The organism is Catenulispora sp. EB89, assembly GCF_041261445.1.
Classification (GTDB): domain Bacteria; phylum Actinomycetota; class Actinomycetes; order Streptomycetales; family Catenulisporaceae; genus Catenulispora.
On record NZ_JBGCCU010000009.1, the window covers coordinates 110,205 to 130,747 of the forward strand.

A 20,543-nucleotide genomic window follows, 5' to 3' on the forward strand; every position below is an offset into this window, starting at 1 on the left:
CCCTCGTTCGGCGTGGGGAGCGGGCGCCGCTTGGCGCCACTCCGGCGATGCCCTGCCTGCTGCCCTACTTCTTGCCGGACTTGGCCGGCTTGGCCGCCTTCTTGGTGACCTTCTTCGCGACCTTCGGCGACTTGGCCGGCTTGGCTTCGGCCTGCTTGGTTGCGGTCGGCTTCGTCTCGGTCGGCTTGGTCTCGACGACCTCGACGACCTTCTTGGCGGGAGCCTTCGCGGGCTTCTTCTCCGCGACCTTCGCGACCTTGGCGACCTTCGCAACCTTGGCGGGCTTCTCGGCGACGACCTTGGCGGGCTTGTCCGCCTCGACCTTCGCGGGCGCCTGCTCTGCGGCTTCCGCAGTCTTCTTCTTCGTAGCCTTCGTAGCCTTCGTAGCCTTCGCGGGCTTCTCCGCAGCCACCGCAGCCACCGCTTCAGCGGGCTTGGTGTCCGCCGCCTTGGCCGCCTTAGCCGTCTTGGCCTTCTTCACCTTCGCCGGCTTCGCAGCCTCCTGCGAAACCTCAACAACAGCCGGCGCCGTCTCCGTCACCTGAGCCCGGAACGTCTGCCCCGCGTGGAACCGCGGCGAAACGCTGGCCGCGACCTGGATCGCCGCACCGGTCCGCGGGTTCCGCCCGACCCGAGCGGCCCGCTCCACACTGTCGAACGTGCCGAACCCGAGGATCTGCACTCGCTCCCCGGCGGCCACATGACGCATGATGACGTCGAACACCGCGTCCACGTACTGCCGGGCGTCCGGGTCGGTGCCGCTCAGCCGCTCCGCCACCTCGGTGGCCAAGTCCGCCTTGTTCACCACTGCGTCCCCTCCTGTTCAACTGAAATACGTCTGTGGTTCGGCACCGTAGCATCCCAAAGTGTCCAGAAGGTGCGGCTTGCTCGGCAGGACAGGACCTGATCGAGCGCGCGCGACCCTGAGCCGAGCCCTTGCCCCGCCTCGTTTCGGCCGCTTTTCAGTCCACCGTTCTCAGGATTCTGCGATCTGGTGGAAGAGCTCGGCGGCGCGCGCGACAACAGCCCGGTCCTCCGCGCTGAGTGCCTGCAACCGCCGGTCAAGCCACGCGTGGCGTTGAGCCCGCGCGGCGCCGGCGACCGCGTCGCCCTCGGCCGTGGCGCTGAACAGAACCTTGCGACCGTCGTGCGGATCGCGGGTGCGCACCGCGTAGCCCGCCGACGTGAGGCGGTTCACGGTCTGGCTCATGGAAGCGGGGGAGACGCGGTCGGCCTCGCTGAGTTCGGTCAGCGTCCTCGGCCCGTGCTTGTGCAGCCGCGTCAGCACCTCCAGCGCCGCGTCCCCGAGGCCGCCCTCGGGACGCTCGCTGCGGAATCGCCGATACAGCCGCACCATCGCGACCCGCAGCTGTTCGCCCAGCTCGTCCTGGCCCGCCGCGCCTTGTGTTGCCCGCTTCTCCATGGGTCATTAGTATACCTAAAGATCTACTGAAAGGTCTTCCCGTGACGATCCTGGGCACCCTCCTGCGCGACAAGCGCCCCGACGAGGCCACCTACGCCTGGAACCAGCCGAACCTGTCCGCCCCGGACACGATCGGGCTCTCCAGCCACGACTTCACCGACTCCGGCGTCCTGCTCACGCGCCACTCCGGCCGCCGCGTCAAGGGCGAGAACGTCTCGCCGCACCTGGCCTGGAGCGAGCCGCCGGCCGGCACCGCCGAACTCCTGCTCCTCATCGAGGACATCGACGTCCCGCTGGGCCGCAACCCCGCCGTCCACTGCCTCGCAGCCATCGACGAAGCCCGCCTCCAGACCCCGCACGAACTGCCGTCCGGCGGGCTGGACAAGAAGAATCCGGCCCCCGGCGTCACGCTCCTGCGGTCCTTCATCAGCCGCGGCTACTACGGACCGGAACCGCTCAAGGGCCACGGACCGCACCGCTATGTCTTCCAGCTCTACGCGCTCAACCAGAGCCTCCTGAACGGCCCGGACCGAAGCGCCGTCCTGAAGACCCGCCCCCGAGCCCTCCTCGCCGCCATCGACGCACCGGTCCTGGCACGCGGCCAGCTCATCGGCGTGAGCGAGCGCAGCTAGGGCGCCGGCTCACCTATCGAAAACGTATCGGCGCCCCGAACGCTCGGGATAGGCCCCGATTGGTTCGCTTGCCCCACCGCCGGTCCACGGCGGCGAGGCAAGCGAAGGGGATGGATCGATGATCATCAAGCGCAGGACGATGGCAGTCCTCGGCCTGGCCACCGTGCTGGCCGGCGGGGCGGGCAGCGGGATGGCCTACGCGTCCGGGACGGGCTCGGCACCGGCGCCGGCGGCGACGCTGAAGGCGGTGCCCGGCGCCAAGCCGGACCTGGCCAAGGTGCAGGTGGGGACTGCGATCCCGCTCGGGAAAGCGACCGGCATCGTGTCCGGCGGCACGACCACGACCGCTCCGGCTGCCCCGGCCGCCGGCGCCCCCGGCACGGTCACCCTGCAGGCGGTGCCCGGCGCCCAGCCCGACCTGTCGAAGGTCGTGCCGGGCATCGCGATCCCGCTCGGCGTCGTGCCGCACACCGACGGCTCGGGTACCACCGGCGCGCGCTGACAGCTGACGGACCTGTAGATCGCCTGAGAACTGTCGATGTCCGGTTCCATCGGCATCGTCCCGTCTGGCAAGGTCGGACGGTGCCGGTGGGCCCGATCAGCCGCTCTGGCCGATCGACGCCGTGAAAGGAAGAACCGTGCGCGTGCTGGTGGTCGAGGACGAGGTGATGCTGGCCGAGGCGATCCAGGCGGGCCTGCGCCGCGAGGCGATGGCGGTGGACGTCGCGCACCATGCCGACGCGGCCCTGGAGAGCATGGCCGTCACGCCCTACGACGCGGTCGTGCTGGACCGGGACCTGCCGGGCATGCACGGCGACCAGCTCTGCGCGCTGATCGTGCAGCGGTACCCGAGCTGCCGCGTGATGATGCTGACGGCGGCCCGCCGCCTGGACGAGAAGGTCGCCGGCCTCGGCCTCGGCGCCGACGACTACCTGACCAAGCCGTTCGAGTTCCCCGAACTGGTCGCACGCCTTCGGGCCCTGAACCGGCGCAGCCCGACCGCGCAGCCGCCGCTGCTGGAGTTCGCCGGCGTGCGCCTGGACCCGTTCCGTCGCGAGGTGTACCGCGACGACCGGCTGATCCGGCTCACTCCGAAGCAGTTCGCCGTCCTGGAGCTGCTGATGCGCCGGCGCGGCGGCATCGTCAGCGCGGAGGAACTGCTGGACAAGGCGTGGGACGCCAACGCCGACCCGTTCACCAACGCCGTGCGGATCACGATCTCGGCCTTGCGGGCGAAGCTTGGCGAGCCGTCCATCGTCGGTACGGTGACCGGGGTCGGCTACTTCCTGGCGGCCTCGACATGACCGCGGCGCTTCTGGCCACCCGGCCATTGCATTTCCGCCGCACGATCCGCACCCGCCTGACCCTGGCGTACACGCTCCTGATGCTCGTCCTCGCCGGCGTCACGCTCCTGGCCCTCTACCTCTTCATGCGATGGGCCCCGACCTACGAGTTCCCCACCACGACCAGCCCGCACCAGGCGACGGGAGCCGCGCAGCTCACCCCGGTGCCCGTGGCCGCGCCCTCGAACGTGTTGACCCCGGCCCCGGGCAAAGGCTTGGTGGTCCGCTCGACGGACACCCTTCTCAGTACCCTGCTGTTCGCCTCCGCGGCGGCGCTGGCAGTGCTGGTGTGTGCGGCAGCCGGGCTCGGCTGGATTGCCACCGGCCGGATGCTGCGACCGCTGCACGACATCACGGTCGCGGCCCGCCGCGCCGGCTCGGGCCGGCTGGACCACCGCATCGCCCTGCCGGGACCGCAGGACGAGCTCAAGGAGCTCTCCGACACCTTCGACGCCATGCTGGCCCGGCTGGAACAGGCCTTCCACGCCCACCAGCGCTTCGCCGCGAACGCCTCCCACGAGCTGCGCACGCCGCTGGCCACCACCCAGGCGGTCCTCGACGTCGCGCTGGCCGATCCGGACGGCCACGACGTGGCCGCGCTGGCGCGCAAACTGCGCGTCGCGAACCGACAGAGCCTGGACACCGTGGACGCCCTGCTCGACTTGGCGGACAGCGCTCAGGGCGTCCTGGACGGCGAGATCGTGGACCTCGCCGAGGCGGTCTGCGAGGCGGTGGCGGCCGTGACCGATGAGGCGCGGACGGCGGGCATCGGGCTTGACGCGGTCCTGAGTCACGCGCTGGTGCAGGCCGATCCGGTGCTTTTGCGCCAACTCCTGGTCAACCTGATGCAGAACGCCGTACGTCACAACACCGCCGGCGGCACCGCCTCCGTCGCCGTCTCAGTCAAGGACGGCTCAGTCACCATCACGGTCAGGAACAGCGGCGAAGTCATCCCGGACGCGGCGATCCCGCTCCTGACCGAGCCCTTCTACCGCCGCGCCGGCCGTACCGCCGACACCAACGGCGGCCCCCGAGGCCGGGGGCTCGGCCTGGCCCTGGCCGCGACGATCGCGGCCGCGCACGGAACACAGCTGGTCCTGATCGCCAACGCGCGCGGCGGTCTGACCGCGTCCGTGACCTTCCCGCTCTTGAACCTGACGTTAGGTGAGGTGACATCCTCGGACGGTGGGGATCGATGAGCGAACCTGGCGTATCGGCGACGTGGCGGCCGCGACCGGCCTGACCGTCCGCGCGCTGCACCACTACGACCAGATCGGCCTGGTCGCCTCCACCGCGCGCACTGCCGCCGGGCACCGCCTCTACACCGACGCGGACCTGCGCAAGCTCTACATGGTCACGGCCTTGCGCCAGCTCGGACTGTCGTTGGAGCAGGTCGGCCGGGTGCTGAGCGCCGACGTCGCGGTGCGCGACGTCATCGACGGGCAGCTCGCGCAGGTCGACCGGCAGATCCGCACGGCTCAGCGGCTCCGCGAGCAGCTACTCGCGGCGCGGGAGGCGGACGCGGTCGGGGCCGCGCCGGGGCTGATGGCCGTGATCAAGATGATGCGGGACGTGCACGGATCGCTGGACCGGGACCAGGACCAGGACCAGGAACAGGTCGAGGCGATGCGCCGGTGGATGGCGGAGCTCGGCGTCGTCGCCGAACACGCCATCGGGGTGGAGATGCCGTCGCTGTATCAGGAAGCGTTGTCGGAGATGCGGGCCGGTACGCCTGCCTCCGACCAGGCGGTCCGGCGGATCGTCGACCGTCTCGACGAGCTTTCGCAGCTGCTGCGGGGCTCGGACCAGGCAGGCGGCGCCACTGCTCGTCGGATGTGGCTCGACTACGGAGAGCGGAACCCCGATATCGACGGTGCCGCCGAGTGGGGTCCGCTCGTGGCCTACCTCGACGAGGCGCGCGCTGCCCGCCGTGCCCCAGCCGCAGACGCCAAGGATGCCGCCCGATGAAGGTCGCAGTGGTTGGAGCGGGCATCGGCGGACTCGCCCTCGCGCAAGGCCTGCTTCGCGCAGGGATCGACGTCACGGTCTACGAGCGCGACACCGCCCTCGACTCGCGCGGCCAGGGCTACCGCATCCACCTCCATGCGCTGGCGGCGCTGGAAGCGTGCCTACCGCCGGACCTCTACGAGCTCTGCGTCGCCACAGCCGGGCAGCCGAGCACGCAGCTCACCGTGATGAGCAGCGGTCTACGTATTCTGCGAAGCACCGAAATGGCTCCGAACGGCCTCGCGACTTCGGTGAACCGGCAGACGCTCCGCGAGATCCTTGCCGCGCGTCTGGAGAACGTCATCGAGTTCGGGCGTACCTGCGTCGGCTTCACGCAGGATCCTGATACCGTCCGCGTCCAGTTCGCCGACGGCACCGAGGCGAGCGCCGACGTCCTGGTCGCGGCCGACGGCGTCGGGTCCCCGATCCGGCGGTGGTATCTTCCGCAGCTGGCGGTGGAGGAGACCGGCGCGCTCTGCATCTACGGCCGGACCCCGCTCACCGACCAGACGCGACCGCTGGTGCCGGCTCCCATCTGGAAGGGCTTCACCGCCATCGTCGGCGGCACGGCGGGCATGGCGACCGGGGTGCTGGACTTCCGCGAGGCGCCGGGCGATGCGGCGCGGCGGATCGCGCCCGATGTGCGGCTCACCGACGTGCCGCCGTACCTGATGTGGGCCCTGACCGCACAGGCCGATGCCTTCCCCGGCGTCCCGGACACCTCGGTCGGACTGCACGCGGTCGCGATGCACGCCATCCGCCGCTGGCACCGCGACATCCGCCGCCTCGTCGAACTCGCCGCCGTCGAGGAGACCGCCCTCATCCCGATCCGGTCGGTCGTCCCGATCGACCCCTGGCCGAGCACCCGCGTGACGCTTCTCGGCGACGCCGTCCACGCCATGAGCCCGGCCCGCGGCTCGGGAGCGAACACCGCGCTTCAGGACGCGGCGCTGCTCGCCTCGAGACTCGCCGACGCCGTGCGCGGCGACCAGGACGTGGTCGCCGCGATCGCCGCCTACGAACGCGAGATGGTCGTCTACGGTTTCGACGCGATGCGCGCCTCCCGCGAGGCCGGGCCCGCAGGAGGAGGCCCGCTTCGCAGTAGCCTGTTTCGGCGCCTGGCGGGGATCCGCTGATCCCGCCTCGCGACTGAGACCTTCAGACCCGCAGCTCTTCAGTCCTTCGTTCCCTCGGCTCCTCAGACCGCCTTTGTCAGGCTCTCGAACTCCTCATCCGTGAGCTCCACAGCCGCCGCGGCGACGTTCTCCTCCAAGTGCGCGACCGAAGAAGTCCCCGGAATCGGCAGCACCACCGGCGACCGCCGCAGCAGCCACGCCAACGCCAGCTGCGACGGCGTGGCGCCGTGTGCCTTGCTGATCGTCGCCAGCGGGCTGTCGGCGGCGGCGAGCCGGCCGGTCGCGATCGGCGACCACGGGATGAAGGCGATGTTCTCCTGCTCGCAGTAGTCCACGACGCTCTCCGCGTCGCGGTCGGCGACGCTGTAGCGGTTCTGGACCGACACGATCTCCGTCGTCTCCCGAGCCTGCTTGATCTGCGCGACCGAGACCTCGGAGAGCCCGATGTGCCGGATCTTGCCCTCCTGCCGCAGCCGCTCCAGCTCGCCGAGCGACTCCGCGACCGGGACCTTCGCGTCGATGCGGTGCAGCTGGTAGAGGTCGATCCGCTCCAGCCCCAGGTTCTGCAGGCTCTTGTCGAGCTGCCCGCGCAGGTACTCCGGACGGCCGTTCGCCACCCAGTTCCCCGGGCCGGGCCGCGTGAACCCGCCCTTGGTGGCGATGACCAGGTCGGCGGGGTAGGGGTGCAGGGCCTGCTTGATCAGGCGCTCGCTGACGTCCGGTCCGTAGGAGTCGGCGGTGTCGATGAACGTCACGCCGAGCTCCAGCGTCCGGTGCAGGACGCGGACCGCCTCGGCGGGATCGCGCGGGTCGCCCCAGATGCCCGGACCGGTGATGCGCATGGCGCCGAATCCGAGGCGGTGCACCGGCAGGTCGCCGCCGATGGGGAACGTGCCGGAGGCCGCTGCCGGGGAAGCGGTGGTGGTCATGGGAGTGCCTTCTTTCCACGCACGGTGAGTTCTCGTCCGAGCTGTCGGCGTTCTCAGCCGATTCAGGGGACAGTTTTATGCCTGGGCCCGCCGCCTGCGTCACCTGTTTAGGTGAGAGAAGCGCGCGAACCGAGCTGGCACGCTGGCGAGGGCAAAGATCCGGGCCGCACCGGAAGCGCCCGAAGCGCCCGAACGCTCACCCAAGGAGCACGGAAATGCCGATGATCGACGTCTACGCCGTCGCCGGGACCTTCGCCGAGCCGAAGAAGCTCACCCGGGACCTGGCCGCCACCCTGATGCGCATCGAGCAGGTGCCGGACATCCCCCTGTTCCGCCAGAACACCGCGGCGTTCGTGCACGACCTGCCCGCCGACCACTTCTCGAACGTCGACGGCGCCGCCGACCACATCCGGGTCCAGGTCCTGACCAACCTCGGCGCCCTGGACCGCGACAAGCAACTCGCCGTCGTACGCCAGCTCACCGACCTTGTGGCGGCAGCCGCTGGCGATCCCGCCGTCGCGGAGCGGACCTGGGTCCTGCTCACCGAAGCCCCCGACGGCGGCTGGGGCCTGGCCGGCCACGCGCACACCAACGCCGAGCTGGTCGCCGCCGCACGGGCGCAGATCGCGGAGATCGCCCAGGCCGCGGCGGCGAAGGGCGAGTAGCGGCCCGCGCCTCGTGAGCGGGTAGCGTCAGCAACCGTCTGGTGAGTCGGCATCACCCGAATATGTGGGACACGGGCTCTCCTGGTGCGATCATGGTTCTGACACCCCGACCGAGACCGGAGACCCGACGTGACCCGTTACGCGATCGACGAACAGCGCGGCGCGCTCATCGCCGCCTGGGCCACCGGCGACGGCGACACCGCCGGCACCGTGGCCGCGCTGCCGCCCGCCACTCCGGCCGACCAGCGCTACGCCGTGGCGCGCACGCTGACGGACCTGTCGGCCGCGCTGTGGCACGCCTACACCCATCCGGCCTCCGCCGCCGAGGACGACCTGGAGGACGGCAGCGAGGGCTGGCGCCGGCAGGCCGAGCGCGACGCCTTCGCCGGGGTGCCGGAGGCGATCGTGGAGCCGAACCTGCCGGAGAACGGCATGATCGTGCAGTCCTACATCGTCGTCGAGGAGGCCGCGCACCGCCTCGGGCGCGCGCTGCACGCGATCGGCGACACCGAGCTGGCCAAGTCCGTCGCCGCCGAGGTCCACATCGAGATCGCCGCGGTCGAGCAGGCCGAGCTCGGCGACCTGTCCGGGCGCGCCCGCCAGGCCGTCGTCCTGTCCCGGGCCGACGCCTCCCCGGTGCAGGTCGCCGAGGCCGACCGCCTGCTGCGCGAGAACCCCTTCGGCCCCGACGAGCTGTTCACCGCCGTCGACCCCACCGCGGCCGCGGTCGCCGCCGCGCACTGGCTGCACGCCGCCGCCAGCGTCGCCGCCGAGGTCACCGGCCAGTCCGTGACCGCCGCCGTCCTGGAGGCCGACGGCATCACCGGGCTGCCGGTCGCCACCTTGTCCATCGTCCTGGACCTGCTGGAGGACGGCGCCAGCCCGCACGAGGCGGTCACCGAGCTGATCCGCGACGCGATGGCCGTGGCCGAGGGCGAGGTCCCGAACCCGGTCGGGCTCGCGGAGGCCGTCGCCGAGGTGCAGCAGGCTGTCCAGCGCGTCGCCCCGGACGACGAGGACGCCCTGGACCACCTGCTCGCCGAGGTCCGCACCACGCCGCTGGACCCGGCCCGGCCGGCGCTGGACCTGCTGGAGGACCTGCTGGTCGGCATCGACGGCTGCGCCGACCTGTTCGCCGAGTACGCCGACGACGGCGGCGTGGACGACGAGCCTGGGGACGACGGTGCCGCGGACGGCGGGGACCGCGGTGATGCCGCGGACGACGCCGCCAATGCGCGCGAGGAAGCGCGGGTCGCCGCCGTCCGCGACGAGTTCATGGCCGCGGTCCGCGCCTGGGCCGCCGCGAACGCCGAACGACTGGTGTGACGCCCCTGACTCAGGGGGCCGCCTCGGTGTAGGTGGCATTCCTCTATTGCTCCGGATATCAATCGATGTCCGGAACTTTCCCATGCACTGCGATACATGCCGGATCGAAACGCCACCTTGCGTCCGCACCGGGCGCTCACTAGCTTCGCGGATGCGTCGACGCGCGTCAGAACCCTGATTCACTCGGTTCATCCGAAGGAGCTCGCGTGACAACGAGGAACACCCGCATGCGTCGCAGGCTCAGGATACTGATATCCCTGGCGGCGGTCATGCTGGCCGGCACCGCGACCACCACCGCGACCGCGGCCGCCCCGCACTCGGCCCCGGTCCCGGCCCAGGCCCAGACCCAACGCCTGTGCTCGGCTGCCAAAGCGCCCGGCCAGATGGCCTGCCTGGCCCTGATCCGCACCGACATCGCCGGCGTGCGTGCCGACGCCCTCAGCCCGGCGGCCAACCCCGCCGGCTACGGCCCCGGCGACCTGCGCTCGGCCTACGAGCTGACCGGCAGCGGCAGCGCGAGCGAGACCGTCGCCATCGTCGACGCCTACGACGACCCGAACGCCGAGAGCGACCTGGCCGGCTACCGCAGTCAGTACGGCCTGGCCGCGTGCACCACGGCCAACGGCTGCTTCCGCAAGGTCAACCAGTCCGGCGGCACCGGCTACCCGCCGCCGAACTCCGGCTGGGCCGGCGAGATCTCGCTGGACCTGGACATGGTCTCGGCGATCGCGCCCGGCGCGCACATCCTGCTGGTCGAGGCCAGCAGTGCGACCATCGGCGACCTCGGCGCGTCGGTGAACGAGGCCGTCGCGCTCGGAGCGAAGTTCGTGTCGAACAGCTACGGCGGCGGCGAGTCCGCGGCGGACACCGGCTACGACGCGGCCTACTTCAACCACCCCGGCGTCGCGATCACCGTCTCCTCCGGCGACAACGGCTACGGCGTGGAGTACCCGGCCGCCTCCCAGTACGTGACCTCGGTCGGCGGCACCTCGCTGACCACCGCCTCCACCGCGCGCGGCTGGAGCGAGTCGGCGTGGTCCGGGGCCGGCTCCGGCTGCTCGGCGTACGACCCGAAGCCCGCCTGGCAAACCGACACCGGCTGCCCGCGCCGCACCGTCGCCGACGTCTCCGCGGTCGCCGACCCGAACACCGGCGTCGCCGTCTACGACTCCTACGGCCAGTCCGGCTGGGTCGTCTTCGGCGGCACCTCCGTCGCCTCCCCGATCATCGCCTCCGTCTACGCGCTGGCCGGCGTCCCGGGCACCGCGGACCGCCCGGCGAAGTACCCGTACCAGCACACGTACGCGCTGTTCGACGTCACCACCGGGTCCAACGGCAGTTGCACTCCGGCGTACCTCTGCACCGCCGGCCCCGGCTACGACGGACCCACCGGCCTCGGCACGCCCAACGGCTTCTCGGCGTTCGCGCCGACGTCGACCGTCTCGGTCATAGCGCTGCGCGCGCACGCCAACGGCGACTACGTCACAGCGGACAACGGGGGCGCCTCGCCGCTGATCGCGAACCGCACGGCCGTCGGCCCCTGGGAGCAGTTCGACCTGATCACCAACCCGGACGGCAGCGTGAGCCTGCGGGCGCACGCGAACGCCGAGGTCGTCACCGCCGACAACGCGGGCGCCTCGCCGTTGATCGCGAACCGGACCGCGATCGGGCCGTGGGAGTCGTTCGACCTCATCAGGAACGCGGACGGCAGCATCAGCTTCCGCGCGCACGCCAACGGCGACATCGTGACGGCGGACAACGCCGGCGCCTCGCCGTTGGTCGCCAACCGCACCGCCATCGGCCCCTGGGAGGAGTTCGACCTGGTCACGCCTGCGGCCCTCCCGGTCGTCAGCCTGCGCGCGCACGCGAACAACGACATCGTGACCGCCGACAACACCGGCACCTCGCCGCTGATCGCGAACCGGACGACGATAGGGCCGTGGGAGTCGTTCGACCTGATCAACAACGCGGACGGGAGCATCAGTTTCCGCGCGCACGCGAACAACGACATCGTCACGGCGGACAACGCGGGCGCCTCGCCGCTGATCGCCAACCGCACGGCCATCGGTCCGTGGGAGGAGTTCGACGCGATCTACAACGCTGACGGGAGCGTGAGCCTGCGGGCGCACGCCAACGGTCAGATCGTGACCGCCGACAACACCGGTGCGTCACCGCTGATCGCGAACCGGTACTCGGTCGGGCCGTGGGAGTCCTTCGACCTGATCTACGACAGCTGACGGGTTCCCAACTCAGCTACTGCGAGCCGCGGGGCCTGACCGGTCCCGCGGCCCGCAGCCCGGCATGGGACGATGCCGACCATGAAGCAGCTCCCGGGGGAGGGATCCCGCGGTGTCGACACGTTCAGTGTCGCGGTGATCGAGGACGTTGCGTCGTTCGACGTGCTCTTGGAGGCGTTCTGGCGGATCGCGGCCGAGCACCGTGGGCAGGGACGCTGCTTTCTGACGCTGGACGACCTGGGTCAGTGCATGTACACCAGCGGCCACGCCCGCTCGATGTACGGCCTCGACGAGGGCGTCGACTACCCCGAGGACGACACCCCGGAAGTGCTCGCCGCGTACGAAGCGGCTCGGTTCCAGGCAGGTCGAGCCGCGTTTCGTGATCCGGCTCGTGCCCTGTCGTGGGAGTCGGTGTGCGGATCCCTGGCCGTGGAGCCCGGCGACGTCGACGCGCTCGTGGAGCTGAACCTGGATCCCGACCTCGTGCGCGACAGCGAGCACGTCGTGCAGTGCCTGCCGACCGAAGACGGTACGGACCTGCTGGCCGGCATCCCGAACGGCTACTTCAGCAGTGACTGGGACCCGTTCCACTGCCATGCCATCGCGCGGCGTCTGAACGAGCGGCACGGCTACGCGCTCTTCGGAATCGGGGCCGCCACGCTCGGGTTCCTGAGCACCATCGACCCTGACGCCCGCGACTGGGACGCGCTTATCGCCGACCTGCAGGAGCTCTACGGGCACCCGGACTCTTCGGCCTGGTCCGAGCTTGCCCTTGCGCTGCGCGAGTCCGTGGTACTGCTGCTCGGGTATTCCGAGGATTTCGCAGCTCTAGTGGAGCAAACCGCTGACTGAAATCCGGCTCGCCGGGCTCGCCGGGTTCTCCGACCTCACCGACCTCACCGAGCAGGCTGCGCGCTGTCCAGATGCTGGCTCAGCCACGTGTACATCTCCGGCAGCCAGCTCCGCCACACCTCGGGGTTGTGCGCCCCGTGCTTGTGCTCGGACACCGACACGATGTCCGGCGCCGCGGCCTGCAGCTGGAAGGCGACCGGCAGCGAGTCGGTGTCCTGGTCGGAGACCGCGGCCAGCAGGCTGACCGGCGTGTCCGGGCCCGGGTGGTGGTGCGTCAGCAGCCACAGGGTGGAGTTCTGGTCGACGACGTCGGCCCCGGCGTGCACCACCTGGTGGCCGTCCGGGGTGGAGTCGCCGGCCATCTGCGCCGCCGAGCGGAAGTACTGCGGGTACTGGACCAGGAGCTTGCCGGCGCACAGGCCGCCGTCGGAGAAGCCCATCAGGCCCCAGCCGGTGCGGTGGTCCGAGACGCGGAAGTTCGCCTCGATCATGGTGCGCACGTCCTCGGCGATGTAGGTGGCCATCTGCGGCCCGCCGGGGATGTTGGTGCAGTTGAGGTTCTGGCCGTTCTGGTTGACGTTCACCGCGACCAGCACGAACGGCGTTGCCTTCTGCTGTGCCAGCATCTGCCCGAGCACCTGGCCGCCGCCCAGCACGCTGAACCAGCCGGCGGGGCTGCCGGGGTAGCCGGGGAACAGCATGATCACCGGGAAGCGCGTGTTGGCGTACGCCGGGTCCTTGTACTGCGGCGGCAGCCAGACGGCGACGTCGCCGCCGTTCCCGCCGACCCCGGACAGCGGCCCGCGGAACGCCGCGACCTGCGTCCCGTGCCCGCCGGGCACGAACGTCGGCTTCGGCACGTTCGGCGGGAGCGGCGGCAGGTGCGCCGAGGAACCCGGCCCCCCGAAGCCGAGCGGCGGCTGCTGCTGGTCCGTCGGCGAACCGCCGGACTGGTTCAGGTCGGTGACCGGTCGCGTGGCCTGGTGCACGGCGACCGGCCCGCCGCCGTCGTTGCCGAGCAGGTCGCTCCACGAGGCGTACAGGCTGTAGTGGTTGTTGACCAGCAGCCCGACCAGGAGCAGCACCGTCACCTGGCACAGCCCGATCAGCCCGAACCGCGACACGGCGCGCACCGGACGCGGCCCGCGGGCCCGGTTCCACAGCAGGTACGTCGCTATCGGCGCGCCGATGGCGAAGCACACCGCGAGGATGAGCAGCGGCGTGCTCGTCAAACTCATGGGAAGGGGCCTTTCGGGACTGGGGGCGCGCGTGGCGATGGAGCACAGTCTCGAGGCCTCGCAACGGTATCATTCGCACTGTTCCATATGAGAAGTTGATGAGACAAATCGATCGGATGCGATCTGGGTCACATCGACTGTCGCCGGGCCGGGATCAAGGGGCTGCCACCGAGCCGTGACCCGGCGCTGCGCGAGCGTCCCGTTGCAGCTGAACAGATCCATCTGCAACCCGGGAGTTCCCCATATTCGGGCCCGGCGTGGCCTCCCGAATCCCGGCTATAAACCAGGTGAGACTGAATCAGGGTTCTTGGTAACTTGAACGGTTCACTCGGGGGAGGGGGAAGCGCGTGGGAACGGAGTCTGCGGGCGTGCGACTGGTGGAGCGGGAGCCCGAACTGGCCGAGTTGGTCCGGTACGCGGCCCAGGCCGCCGGTCCCGCCGGACGCCTGGTCCTGCTGTCCGGCGAGGCCGGAGTCGGCAAGTCGGCGCTGGTGGAGGCGGCACGCCGACAGCTCACGACGGTGCGCTGGTCGTGGAGCGCCTGTGACGGACTGTTCATCCCGCGGCCGCTGGGACCGCTGTTCGACGTGGCCGGGCAGCTCGGCGGCGAGCTGGGGGAGCGCTGCGAGGCCGGCGCCGACCGCGAGGAGCTGTTCCGGGCGCTGCTGAACGAGCTCGGGTCGGCCGCCGTGCCGGACGTCGTCGTGGTCGAGGACCTGCACTGGGCCGACGAGGCGACGTTGGACCTGCTGCGCTTCCTGAGCCGCCGGCTTCGCGACGCGCCGGTGACCGTGATCGTCACCTACCGCGACGACGAGACCGGCGGCGACGCCCTCCGCGTGGCGCTCGGCGACCTGGTCGCGCAGCCGTCGACCCGACGCATCCGCCTGGAACCCCTGTCGGAGCAAGCGGTTCGAGTCCTCGCCGAAGGAAGCGGCTTCGCTCCCGACGACGTGTTCCGCCTGACCGCCGGCAACCCCTTCTACGTCACGGAGCTCCTCCAGGCCGAGACGCACGGAGTCCCTGCGTCAGCGCGAGACGTCGTCCTTGCACGCACCGCACGCCTGACCGCCGGAGCCCGCGCGGTCCTGGAAGTCGCCGCGCTCATCGGCACCAAGGTCGAGCTGCCGCTGGTGGCGGCCCTCAGCGACGCCTCAGGACTCGACGACCTCCTGGCCTCAGGCCTCCTGGTCGCGGACGGGATCTGGCTGCGCTTCCGCCACGAGATCGCGCGCCTCGCGATCGCCGAGGCCGTCCCCGCGCATCGACGTCTCCTGATACACAGGCGCGTCTTGGACGCGCTCCACACCCAACACTGCGACGACGAAGCCCGGCTCGCCTACCACGCCGAGGCGGCAGGCGACGCGAACGCCGTGCTGCGCTACGCCCCGGCCGCGGCACGTCGCGCCGGCCGCCTCGGCGCACACCACGAAGCCGCCGCGCAGTTCGACAGGGCACTGAGGTTCGCCGACCACGCCGGCCCGGCCGCGCGCGCACGGCTGTACGAGGAGCACGCCGACGAGCTGATCCTGCTCGACCGCCTGACCGAAGCCGAGCACGCCGGGAAGCGTGCGCTGTCCCTGCGGCGCGAGATCGGCGACCGGCTGGGGGAGGGGGCGGACCTGGCCCGGCTGTCGCGGATCGCGTGGAGCCTGTGCCGCGGCCAGGACGCCGTCACCGGCGCCTACGCGGCGCTGGCCGTTCTGGAACCGCTCGGTCCCACCGTCGAGCTCGCCGGCGCCTGCGCGACCCTGGCCCATCAGCGCCTGCTCTACGCCGACTACGACACCGCGATCGCCCTGGCCCACCGCGCCCGGCAGCTGGCCGAACAGTTCGGCGCCGACGACGTCCTCAGCGGCGCGCTGAACACCGAGGGCGCCGCGGCCGCCGGACTGGGGCAGGAGTGGACCGGCCTGATGCACCAGGCCCTGAAGACCGCCCTGGTCGGCCGGCACCAGGACCAGGCCGCGCGCGCCTACGCGAACCTGGTCGGCATCAGCGAGGGCCGGCTCCGCTTCGCCGACGCCGAGCGCTACCTGCTGGAGGGCCTGGCGTACTGCGAGGAACACGACGCCACCGCCTACTCCAGCTTCCTGCGCGGCGAGCAGGCGCACGTCTTCGAGCGCACCGGCCGCTGGGACGAGGCCGTCGCCGTGGCCGACCGGGTGCTCAGCGAGGTCGGGCCGTCGCCGGTGAACCGCCAGTGCGCGCTGGTCAGGATCGGCCTGATCCGGGCCCGCCGCGGCGAACCAGGCTTCTGGCCGGGCCTGGACGAGGCCGCCGCGACCGCCTACGAGCAGGGCGAACCGCCGTACCAGGTGGCGGCCCGCCTGGCCCGCACCGAGGCGTACTGGCTCGCCGGCGAGACCGCCCAGGCGCGCCGCGAAGCGGAGTCGGCCGTCGTGCCCGGCGAAGCCTGCACCTCCGCCGAACGCGGCGCGGTCGCGGTCTGGCTGCGCCGCACCGACTCACGCCAGCCGCTCCGCGGCGAGATCGCCGAGCCGTACCGCCAGACCCTCGCCGGCGACGCGGCCGCCGCGGCAGCCCTGTGGACCGACCTGGGCTGCCCCTACGAGGCAGGCCTGGCACTGCTCGACTCGGGCCAGGAGGCGCACTCGCAACAGGCGTACCGCATCTTCACCGACCTCGGCGCCACCGCCGCGGCCCAGGTGGCGCGCCGCGCCCTGCGCAGCCTCGGCGCCCGCTCCATCCCCACCGGCCCCCGCGCCGCCACCAGGCCCACCCCCTGGGGCTGACGCGCCGGCAGCACGACGTCCTGGGCCTGATCGCCGACGGCCACACCAACGCCCAGATCGCCGAACGGCTCTTCATCTCCGCCAAGACCGTCGACCACCACGTCTCGGCGATCCTCGCCAAGTTGCAGGCGCCGGACCGCGCCACCGCCGGCCGGATCGCGCGCTCGGGGCTGATGAGCTGGGCTGCGGGGCCGCTGTGAGGCACCCCCTCCGACCGGCTGGACAGGACACGCCGACCGGCTGCTGATCGCCACGGCGCCGCCGCGCCGCCCGCCCGGGGCCGTAGCCTCGGGGGCGGAAGCTCTTGGCTTGGCAGAAGGGAACAGCGGTGATCCGCGTCGTGGTGGTGGATGACGAGGCGCTCGTGCGGTCCGGGTTCGAGATGATCCTCAACGCCGCCGAGGACATCGAGGTCGTCGGGACCGCGGTCGGCGGCGAGGCGCTGGCCACCGTGCGCGAGGCGCGGCCCGACGTGGTGCTGCTGGACATCCGCATGCCGGACGTCGACGGGCTGACCGTCCTGCGCGGGCTGCAGGCCTTCCCCGACCCGCCGGTGGTGGCCATGCTCACGACGTTCGACACCGACGAGTACGTGGTGACGGCGCTGCGCTCCGGTGCGGCCGGCTTCCTGCTGAAGGACACCGACCCCGCGCAGCTGGCGCAGCTCGTGCGCACGCTCGCGGCCGGCGGCATCGTCATGTCGCCCAGGGCCTCCTACGCCATGCTCCGGACCGTCCCGGCCGCGGACCCCGCCGAGGACGAGGCGTCGGCGCGGATCGGCCTGCTCACCGACCGCGAGCGCGACGTCCTGGTGCTGGTCGCCGAGGGGCTGTCGAACGCGGAGATCGGCGCGCGCGTGCACCTGAGCGTGGGCACGGTCAAGGACCACGTCAGCGCTATCCTCGGCAAGCTGCGCGTGACCAGCCGGGTCCAGGCCGCGCTGCTCGCCCAGCGCGCGGGGATGCTGACGGACGCCGACGGCGACCGCCGGTGAGGCGGACCGCACCGTGACCGGCCCCGCGACGACCGGCCCCACGTCGGGCAACGCGACGACCAACGCGACGACCAACGCGACGACCAACGCGACGACCAACGCGACGACCAACGCGACGATGGGCTCTGCGACGCCCATCCCCACAACCGCGACCCCCCAACCCTGGTGGACCCGCATCCCGCCGGCAGTCGTGGACGCCCTGATCATCCTCGTCGCCGCCTTCGACGCGGCGGCCAACCTCTGGGGCGAGGGCGCCTCCCCGCTCATCTACTCCCTCGCGATCCTGTCCTGCGCCGGCCTGGTGCTCCGCCGCCGCTTCCCCCTGGTCGCGCTGCTCCTCACCCTCCCGGCCAGCTACACCCTCGACGTCCTCTTCGCTCCGTTCGCCGCCCTGTTCACCCTCGCCGAGCAGTCCCGCAACCGCCGCCTGTTGTTCTGGTCCGCCCTGGTGTCGGCGGTGGCGGCGGCGATCCCCTCGCCGATCAAGGCGAACTCCACGGACTCCCCGCGCGTCTGGACCGTCGTCTACTTCGTCTACGCGCTCGCCTCCGTAGCCGCCCCCGTCCTGCTCGGCCAGCTCGTCCAGACCCGCCGCGACCTGCGCCGCCGGCTGGCCGAGATCGAGCAGGCCCGCGAACACGAACAGCTCCTGCACGCGCAGGCCGTCGTCGCCCGCGAACGCGCGCAGCTCGCCCGCGAGATGCACGACGTCGTCTCCCACCAGGTCAGCCTGATCGCGGTCCAGGCCGGCGCACTCCAGGTCGCCGCCCAGGACCCGGCCGGCCGCGAGGGCGCGCAGACCATCCGCTCCCTGGCGGTGAAGACCCTCGACGAACTCCGCCACATGGTCACCCTGCTCCGCGCCTCCGGCGGCCGCGCCACCGAGCTCACGCCGCAGCCGACCCTGGCCGACCTGGAACGCCTCGTGGCCTCCAGCGGGATCGAGGCCGAGCTGACCGGCGACCTCCCGGCCCGCGTCGGCACCCCCGCGCAGCGCACGGTCTACCGCACCGTCCAGGAAGCCCTGACCAACGTCCGCAAACACGCCCCTGGGGCCCGCGCAACCGTGCGCCTGTGGCACGACGCGGGCGCCTACGGCGTGACCATCACCAACACCCCCGCGACCCGCCCCTCGCTCGCGCTGCCCGGATCCCAGCAGGGCCTGATCGGGCTCAGGGAACGTGCCGAACTGCTGGACGGAACCCTGCAAGCCGGGCCCACGGCCGGCGGCGGGTACGAAGTGAAGCTGAGCGTCCCCAGCTTCTGAGGCCGCCGCTGCGTGACGAGGCTGCGACAGTTCTGAAAATGCTCTGATTTTCCCCCGGCATGCTCCCGACCGTACGGGGGCGCAACCGAGCCACACGGAGCATCCGGAGGACAGCAGCGTGACCGAGACGACCATGGTCGACGGCGACGTGTACGACCACCTCGTGATCGGAGCCGGCCCGGCCGGGCTCCAGCTCGCCAGGCACCTGCACGAGGCGGGCAGCCGCTACACCGTACTGGAGGCCGGCAAGGAGCCCGGCACGTTCTTCGCGACGTTCCCGCGGCACCGGACCCTGATCTCCATCAACAAGCCGCACACCGGGACCGACGATCCCGAGCTCAACCTCCGGATGGACTGGAACTCGATCCTCTCCGACGACCCGAAGCTGCTGTTCACCCGCTACACCGAGCGCTACTTCCCGCCGGCGGACGAGCTGCGCCGCTACCTCGCCGACTTCGCCGCCGCCTCCGACCTGAGCGTCCACTACAGCAGCCGGGTCGTGCGGATCGGGCGGCCCGAGCCGACCGGCCCCTTCGTCGTCACCACGCAGGACGGCACTGTCAGCAAGGCGGCGGTCGTCGTCGTGGCGACCGGCGTCTCAAAGCCCTACATCCCGCCGATCAACGGCATCGAGTACGCCGAGCAGTACGTGACGATGCCGACCGACCCGGCCGACTTCACCGACCAGCGCGTGCTGATCCTCGGCAAGGGCAACTCGGCGTTCGAGACCGCGGACAACCTGATCGAGAAGGCCGCGGTGATCCACGTCGCGGGCCCGGACGGGGTGCGGCTGGCCTGGAGGACGCACTACGTCGGCCACCTGCGCGCGGTGAACAACAACTTCCTCGACACCTACCAGCTCAAGTCGCAGAACGCGATCCTGGACGGCACCGTGCTCGACATCGCGCCGCAGCCCGAAGGCGGGTTCCTGGTGCGGTTCTCCTTCGTCCGGGCCGACGAGGTCGTCAAGGAGCTGTACTACGACCGGATCCTGTGCTGCACCGGCTTCCGCCTGGACACCGAGCCGTTCGCGCCCGAGTGCCGGCCCGCACTGGCCGTCAAGGACCGCTTCGCCGATCTGACCTCGGCCTTCGAGTCGGTCAACGTGCCGGGCCTGTACTTCGCCGGAACCCTGATGCAGCAACGCGATTTCAAGAAGGCGACGACCGGCTTCATCCACGGCTTCCGGTACACCGTCAGAGCCCTGAGCCACATCCTGGAAGAGCGCGGGCGCGGCGTGGCCTGGCCGCGCCGGGCGGTGGCCGCGACGCCGGAGGCGCTGGCCGAGGCGACGATCGAGCGCGTCAACCGGAGTTCGGCGCTGTGGCAGCAGTTCGGGGTGATGGCCGACGTCATCCTCCTGCCGGCCGTCGGCAGCGACGAGGCGCAGTACGTCGAAGAGGTGCCGGTGGCGTACGCGCTGGACGGCGGTCTGGCCGATCCGGACGCGGTGTTCGTCGCCGTGACCCTGGAGTACGGACCCGACCACGACAAGGTGGACCGTTTCGACATCACGGTCCGGCGCACGGCCCAGGACGACCCCGAGACCGCGCACGACGCGGCGTATCTGCACCCTGTCATCCGCGTCTATCGCGACCGCAAGGTCCTCGACGAGCACCATCTCGCGGAGAATCTGGAGAACCACTGGGACGGCGAGGCCTCGCACCGTGCCCCGCTCGTGGCCTTCTTCGAGAAGGTGGCGACTCTGTGAGCGTCACCGCGACCGAATCCAACGGCG

At 71.4% G+C, this 20,543-nt stretch carries 19 protein-coding genes; 15 read left to right on the top strand and 4 right to left on the bottom strand.

The genetic code is table 11. The features are described 5' to 3' along the window. Window positions 1-64 precede the first annotated feature (64 nt). Complete coding sequence (locus ABH920_RS20945) at window positions 65-805, bottom strand: HU family DNA-binding protein (RefSeq protein ID WP_370350738.1); 741 nt, start codon at window positions 803-805, stop codon at window positions 65-67. Window positions 806-976: 171 nt separating this feature from the next. Continuing rightward, the gene (locus ABH920_RS20950) at window positions 977-1,423 is read right to left on the bottom strand and encodes a MarR family winged helix-turn-helix transcriptional regulator (RefSeq protein WP_370350739.1); all 447 of its coding nucleotides are present in this window, start codon (window positions 1,421-1,423) and stop codon (window positions 977-979) included. A gap of 41 nt (window positions 1,424-1,464) precedes the next feature. On the opposite strand from ABH920_RS20950, the gene ABH920_RS20955 reads away from it, so the two are divergent. The 6 genes from ABH920_RS20955 (at window position 1,465) to ABH920_RS20980 (ending at window position 6,541) form a co-directional block, all read left to right on the top strand. Continuing rightward, window positions 1,465-2,055, top strand: coding sequence for a YbhB/YbcL family Raf kinase inhibitor-like protein (locus ABH920_RS20955; protein ID WP_370350740.1), 591 nt, complete (start codon window positions 1,465-1,467; stop codon window positions 2,053-2,055). Between the two features lie 118 nt (window positions 2,056-2,173). Then, window positions 2,174-2,557, top strand: a complete 384-nt coding sequence (locus ABH920_RS20960) for a hypothetical protein (protein WP_370350741.1) — start codon at window positions 2,174-2,176, stop codon at window positions 2,555-2,557. Between the two features lie 136 nt (window positions 2,558-2,693). Then, window positions 2,694-3,359 carry a response regulator transcription factor gene (locus tag ABH920_RS20965; RefSeq protein WP_370350971.1) on the top strand — a complete coding sequence of 222 codons (666 nt, stop codon included), beginning with the start codon at window positions 2,694-2,696 and terminating at the stop codon, window positions 3,357-3,359. Beyond that, on the top strand, window positions 3,356-4,597 hold the full coding sequence (locus ABH920_RS20970; protein WP_370350742.1) for a sensor histidine kinase: 1,242 nt from the start codon (window positions 3,356-3,358) through the stop codon (window positions 4,595-4,597). The genes ABH920_RS20965 and ABH920_RS20970 overlap by 4 nt, the downstream gene beginning before the upstream one ends. Continuing rightward, a complete protein-coding gene (locus ABH920_RS20975; RefSeq protein WP_370350743.1) occupies window positions 4,584-5,366 on the top strand; it encodes a MerR family transcriptional regulator in 783 nt (260 codons plus the stop codon). Before ABH920_RS20970 ends, ABH920_RS20975 begins: the two co-directional genes overlap by 14 nt. Then, complete coding sequence (locus ABH920_RS20980) at window positions 5,363-6,541, top strand: FAD-dependent oxidoreductase (protein ID WP_370350744.1); 1,179 nt, start codon at window positions 5,363-5,365, stop codon at window positions 6,539-6,541. Before ABH920_RS20975 ends, ABH920_RS20980 begins: the two co-directional genes overlap by 4 nt. A 62-nt stretch (window positions 6,542-6,603) precedes the next feature. Here ABH920_RS20980 and ABH920_RS20985 read toward each other — a convergent pair whose 3' ends face one another. Next, window positions 6,604-7,470 (bottom strand): aldo/keto reductase, encoded by an 867-nt coding sequence (locus ABH920_RS20985; RefSeq protein WP_370350745.1) that lies wholly within the window; start codon window positions 7,468-7,470, stop codon window positions 6,604-6,606. A gap of 215 nt (window positions 7,471-7,685) precedes the next feature. Between ABH920_RS20985 and ABH920_RS20990 the strand changes: the two genes are divergently transcribed. From ABH920_RS20990 to ABH920_RS21005, 4 genes are all read left to right on the top strand, one after another. Continuing rightward, window positions 7,686-8,135 (top strand): 4-oxalocrotonate tautomerase, encoded by a 450-nt coding sequence (locus ABH920_RS20990; RefSeq protein ID WP_370350746.1) that lies wholly within the window; start codon window positions 7,686-7,688, stop codon window positions 8,133-8,135. Between the two features lie 129 nt (window positions 8,136-8,264). Next, entirely contained in the window at window positions 8,265-9,461 is a 1,197-nt protein-coding gene (locus ABH920_RS20995) for a hypothetical protein (RefSeq protein ID WP_370350747.1), read from the top strand. Window positions 9,462-9,667: 206 nt separating this feature from the next. Continuing rightward, window positions 9,668-11,698, top strand: a complete 2,031-nt coding sequence (locus tag ABH920_RS21000; protein WP_370350748.1) for a hypothetical protein — start codon at window positions 9,668-9,670, stop codon at window positions 11,696-11,698. A gap of 81 nt (window positions 11,699-11,779) precedes the next feature. Beyond that, window positions 11,780-12,550: a hypothetical protein gene (locus ABH920_RS21005; protein WP_370350749.1), complete on the top strand. Its 771-nt coding sequence runs from the start codon at window positions 11,780-11,782 to the stop codon at window positions 12,548-12,550. Between the two features lie 44 nt (window positions 12,551-12,594). Here the strand turns inward: ABH920_RS21005 and ABH920_RS21010 are convergent, their stop codons facing one another. Beyond that, window positions 12,595-13,788, bottom strand: a complete 1,194-nt coding sequence (locus ABH920_RS21010) for an alpha/beta hydrolase (RefSeq protein WP_370350750.1) — start codon at window positions 13,786-13,788, stop codon at window positions 12,595-12,597. 368 nt (window positions 13,789-14,156) lie between these two features. Between ABH920_RS21010 and ABH920_RS21015 the strand changes: the two genes are divergently transcribed. The 5 genes from ABH920_RS21015 to ABH920_RS21035 all read left to right on the top strand — a co-directional run bounded on the left by ABH920_RS21015 (window position 14,157) and on the right by ABH920_RS21035 (window position 20,516). Next, on the top strand, window positions 14,157-16,544 hold the full coding sequence (locus ABH920_RS21015) for an AAA family ATPase (RefSeq protein ID WP_370350751.1): 2,388 nt from the start codon (window positions 14,157-14,159) through the stop codon (window positions 16,542-16,544). 56 nt (window positions 16,545-16,600) lie between these two features. Then, the gene (locus ABH920_RS21020) at window positions 16,601-16,744 is read left to right on the top strand and encodes a LuxR C-terminal-related transcriptional regulator (RefSeq protein ID WP_370350972.1); all 144 of its coding nucleotides are present in this window, start codon (window positions 16,601-16,603) and stop codon (window positions 16,742-16,744) included. A 128-nt stretch (window positions 16,745-16,872) separates the two neighbouring features. Continuing rightward, window positions 16,873-17,538, top strand: a complete 666-nt coding sequence (locus ABH920_RS21025; protein ID WP_370350752.1) for a response regulator — start codon at window positions 16,873-16,875, stop codon at window positions 17,536-17,538. A gap of 118 nt (window positions 17,539-17,656) precedes the next feature. Further along, window positions 17,657-18,805 (top strand): sensor histidine kinase, encoded by a 1,149-nt coding sequence (locus tag ABH920_RS21030; protein WP_370350973.1) that lies wholly within the window; start codon window positions 17,657-17,659, stop codon window positions 18,803-18,805. A gap of 133 nt (window positions 18,806-18,938) precedes the next feature. Then, the gene (locus ABH920_RS21035) at window positions 18,939-20,516 is read left to right on the top strand and encodes an NAD(P)-binding domain-containing protein (RefSeq protein WP_370350974.1); all 1,578 of its coding nucleotides are present in this window, start codon (window positions 18,939-18,941) and stop codon (window positions 20,514-20,516) included. The last annotated feature ends 27 nt before the right edge of the window (window positions 20,517-20,543 follow it).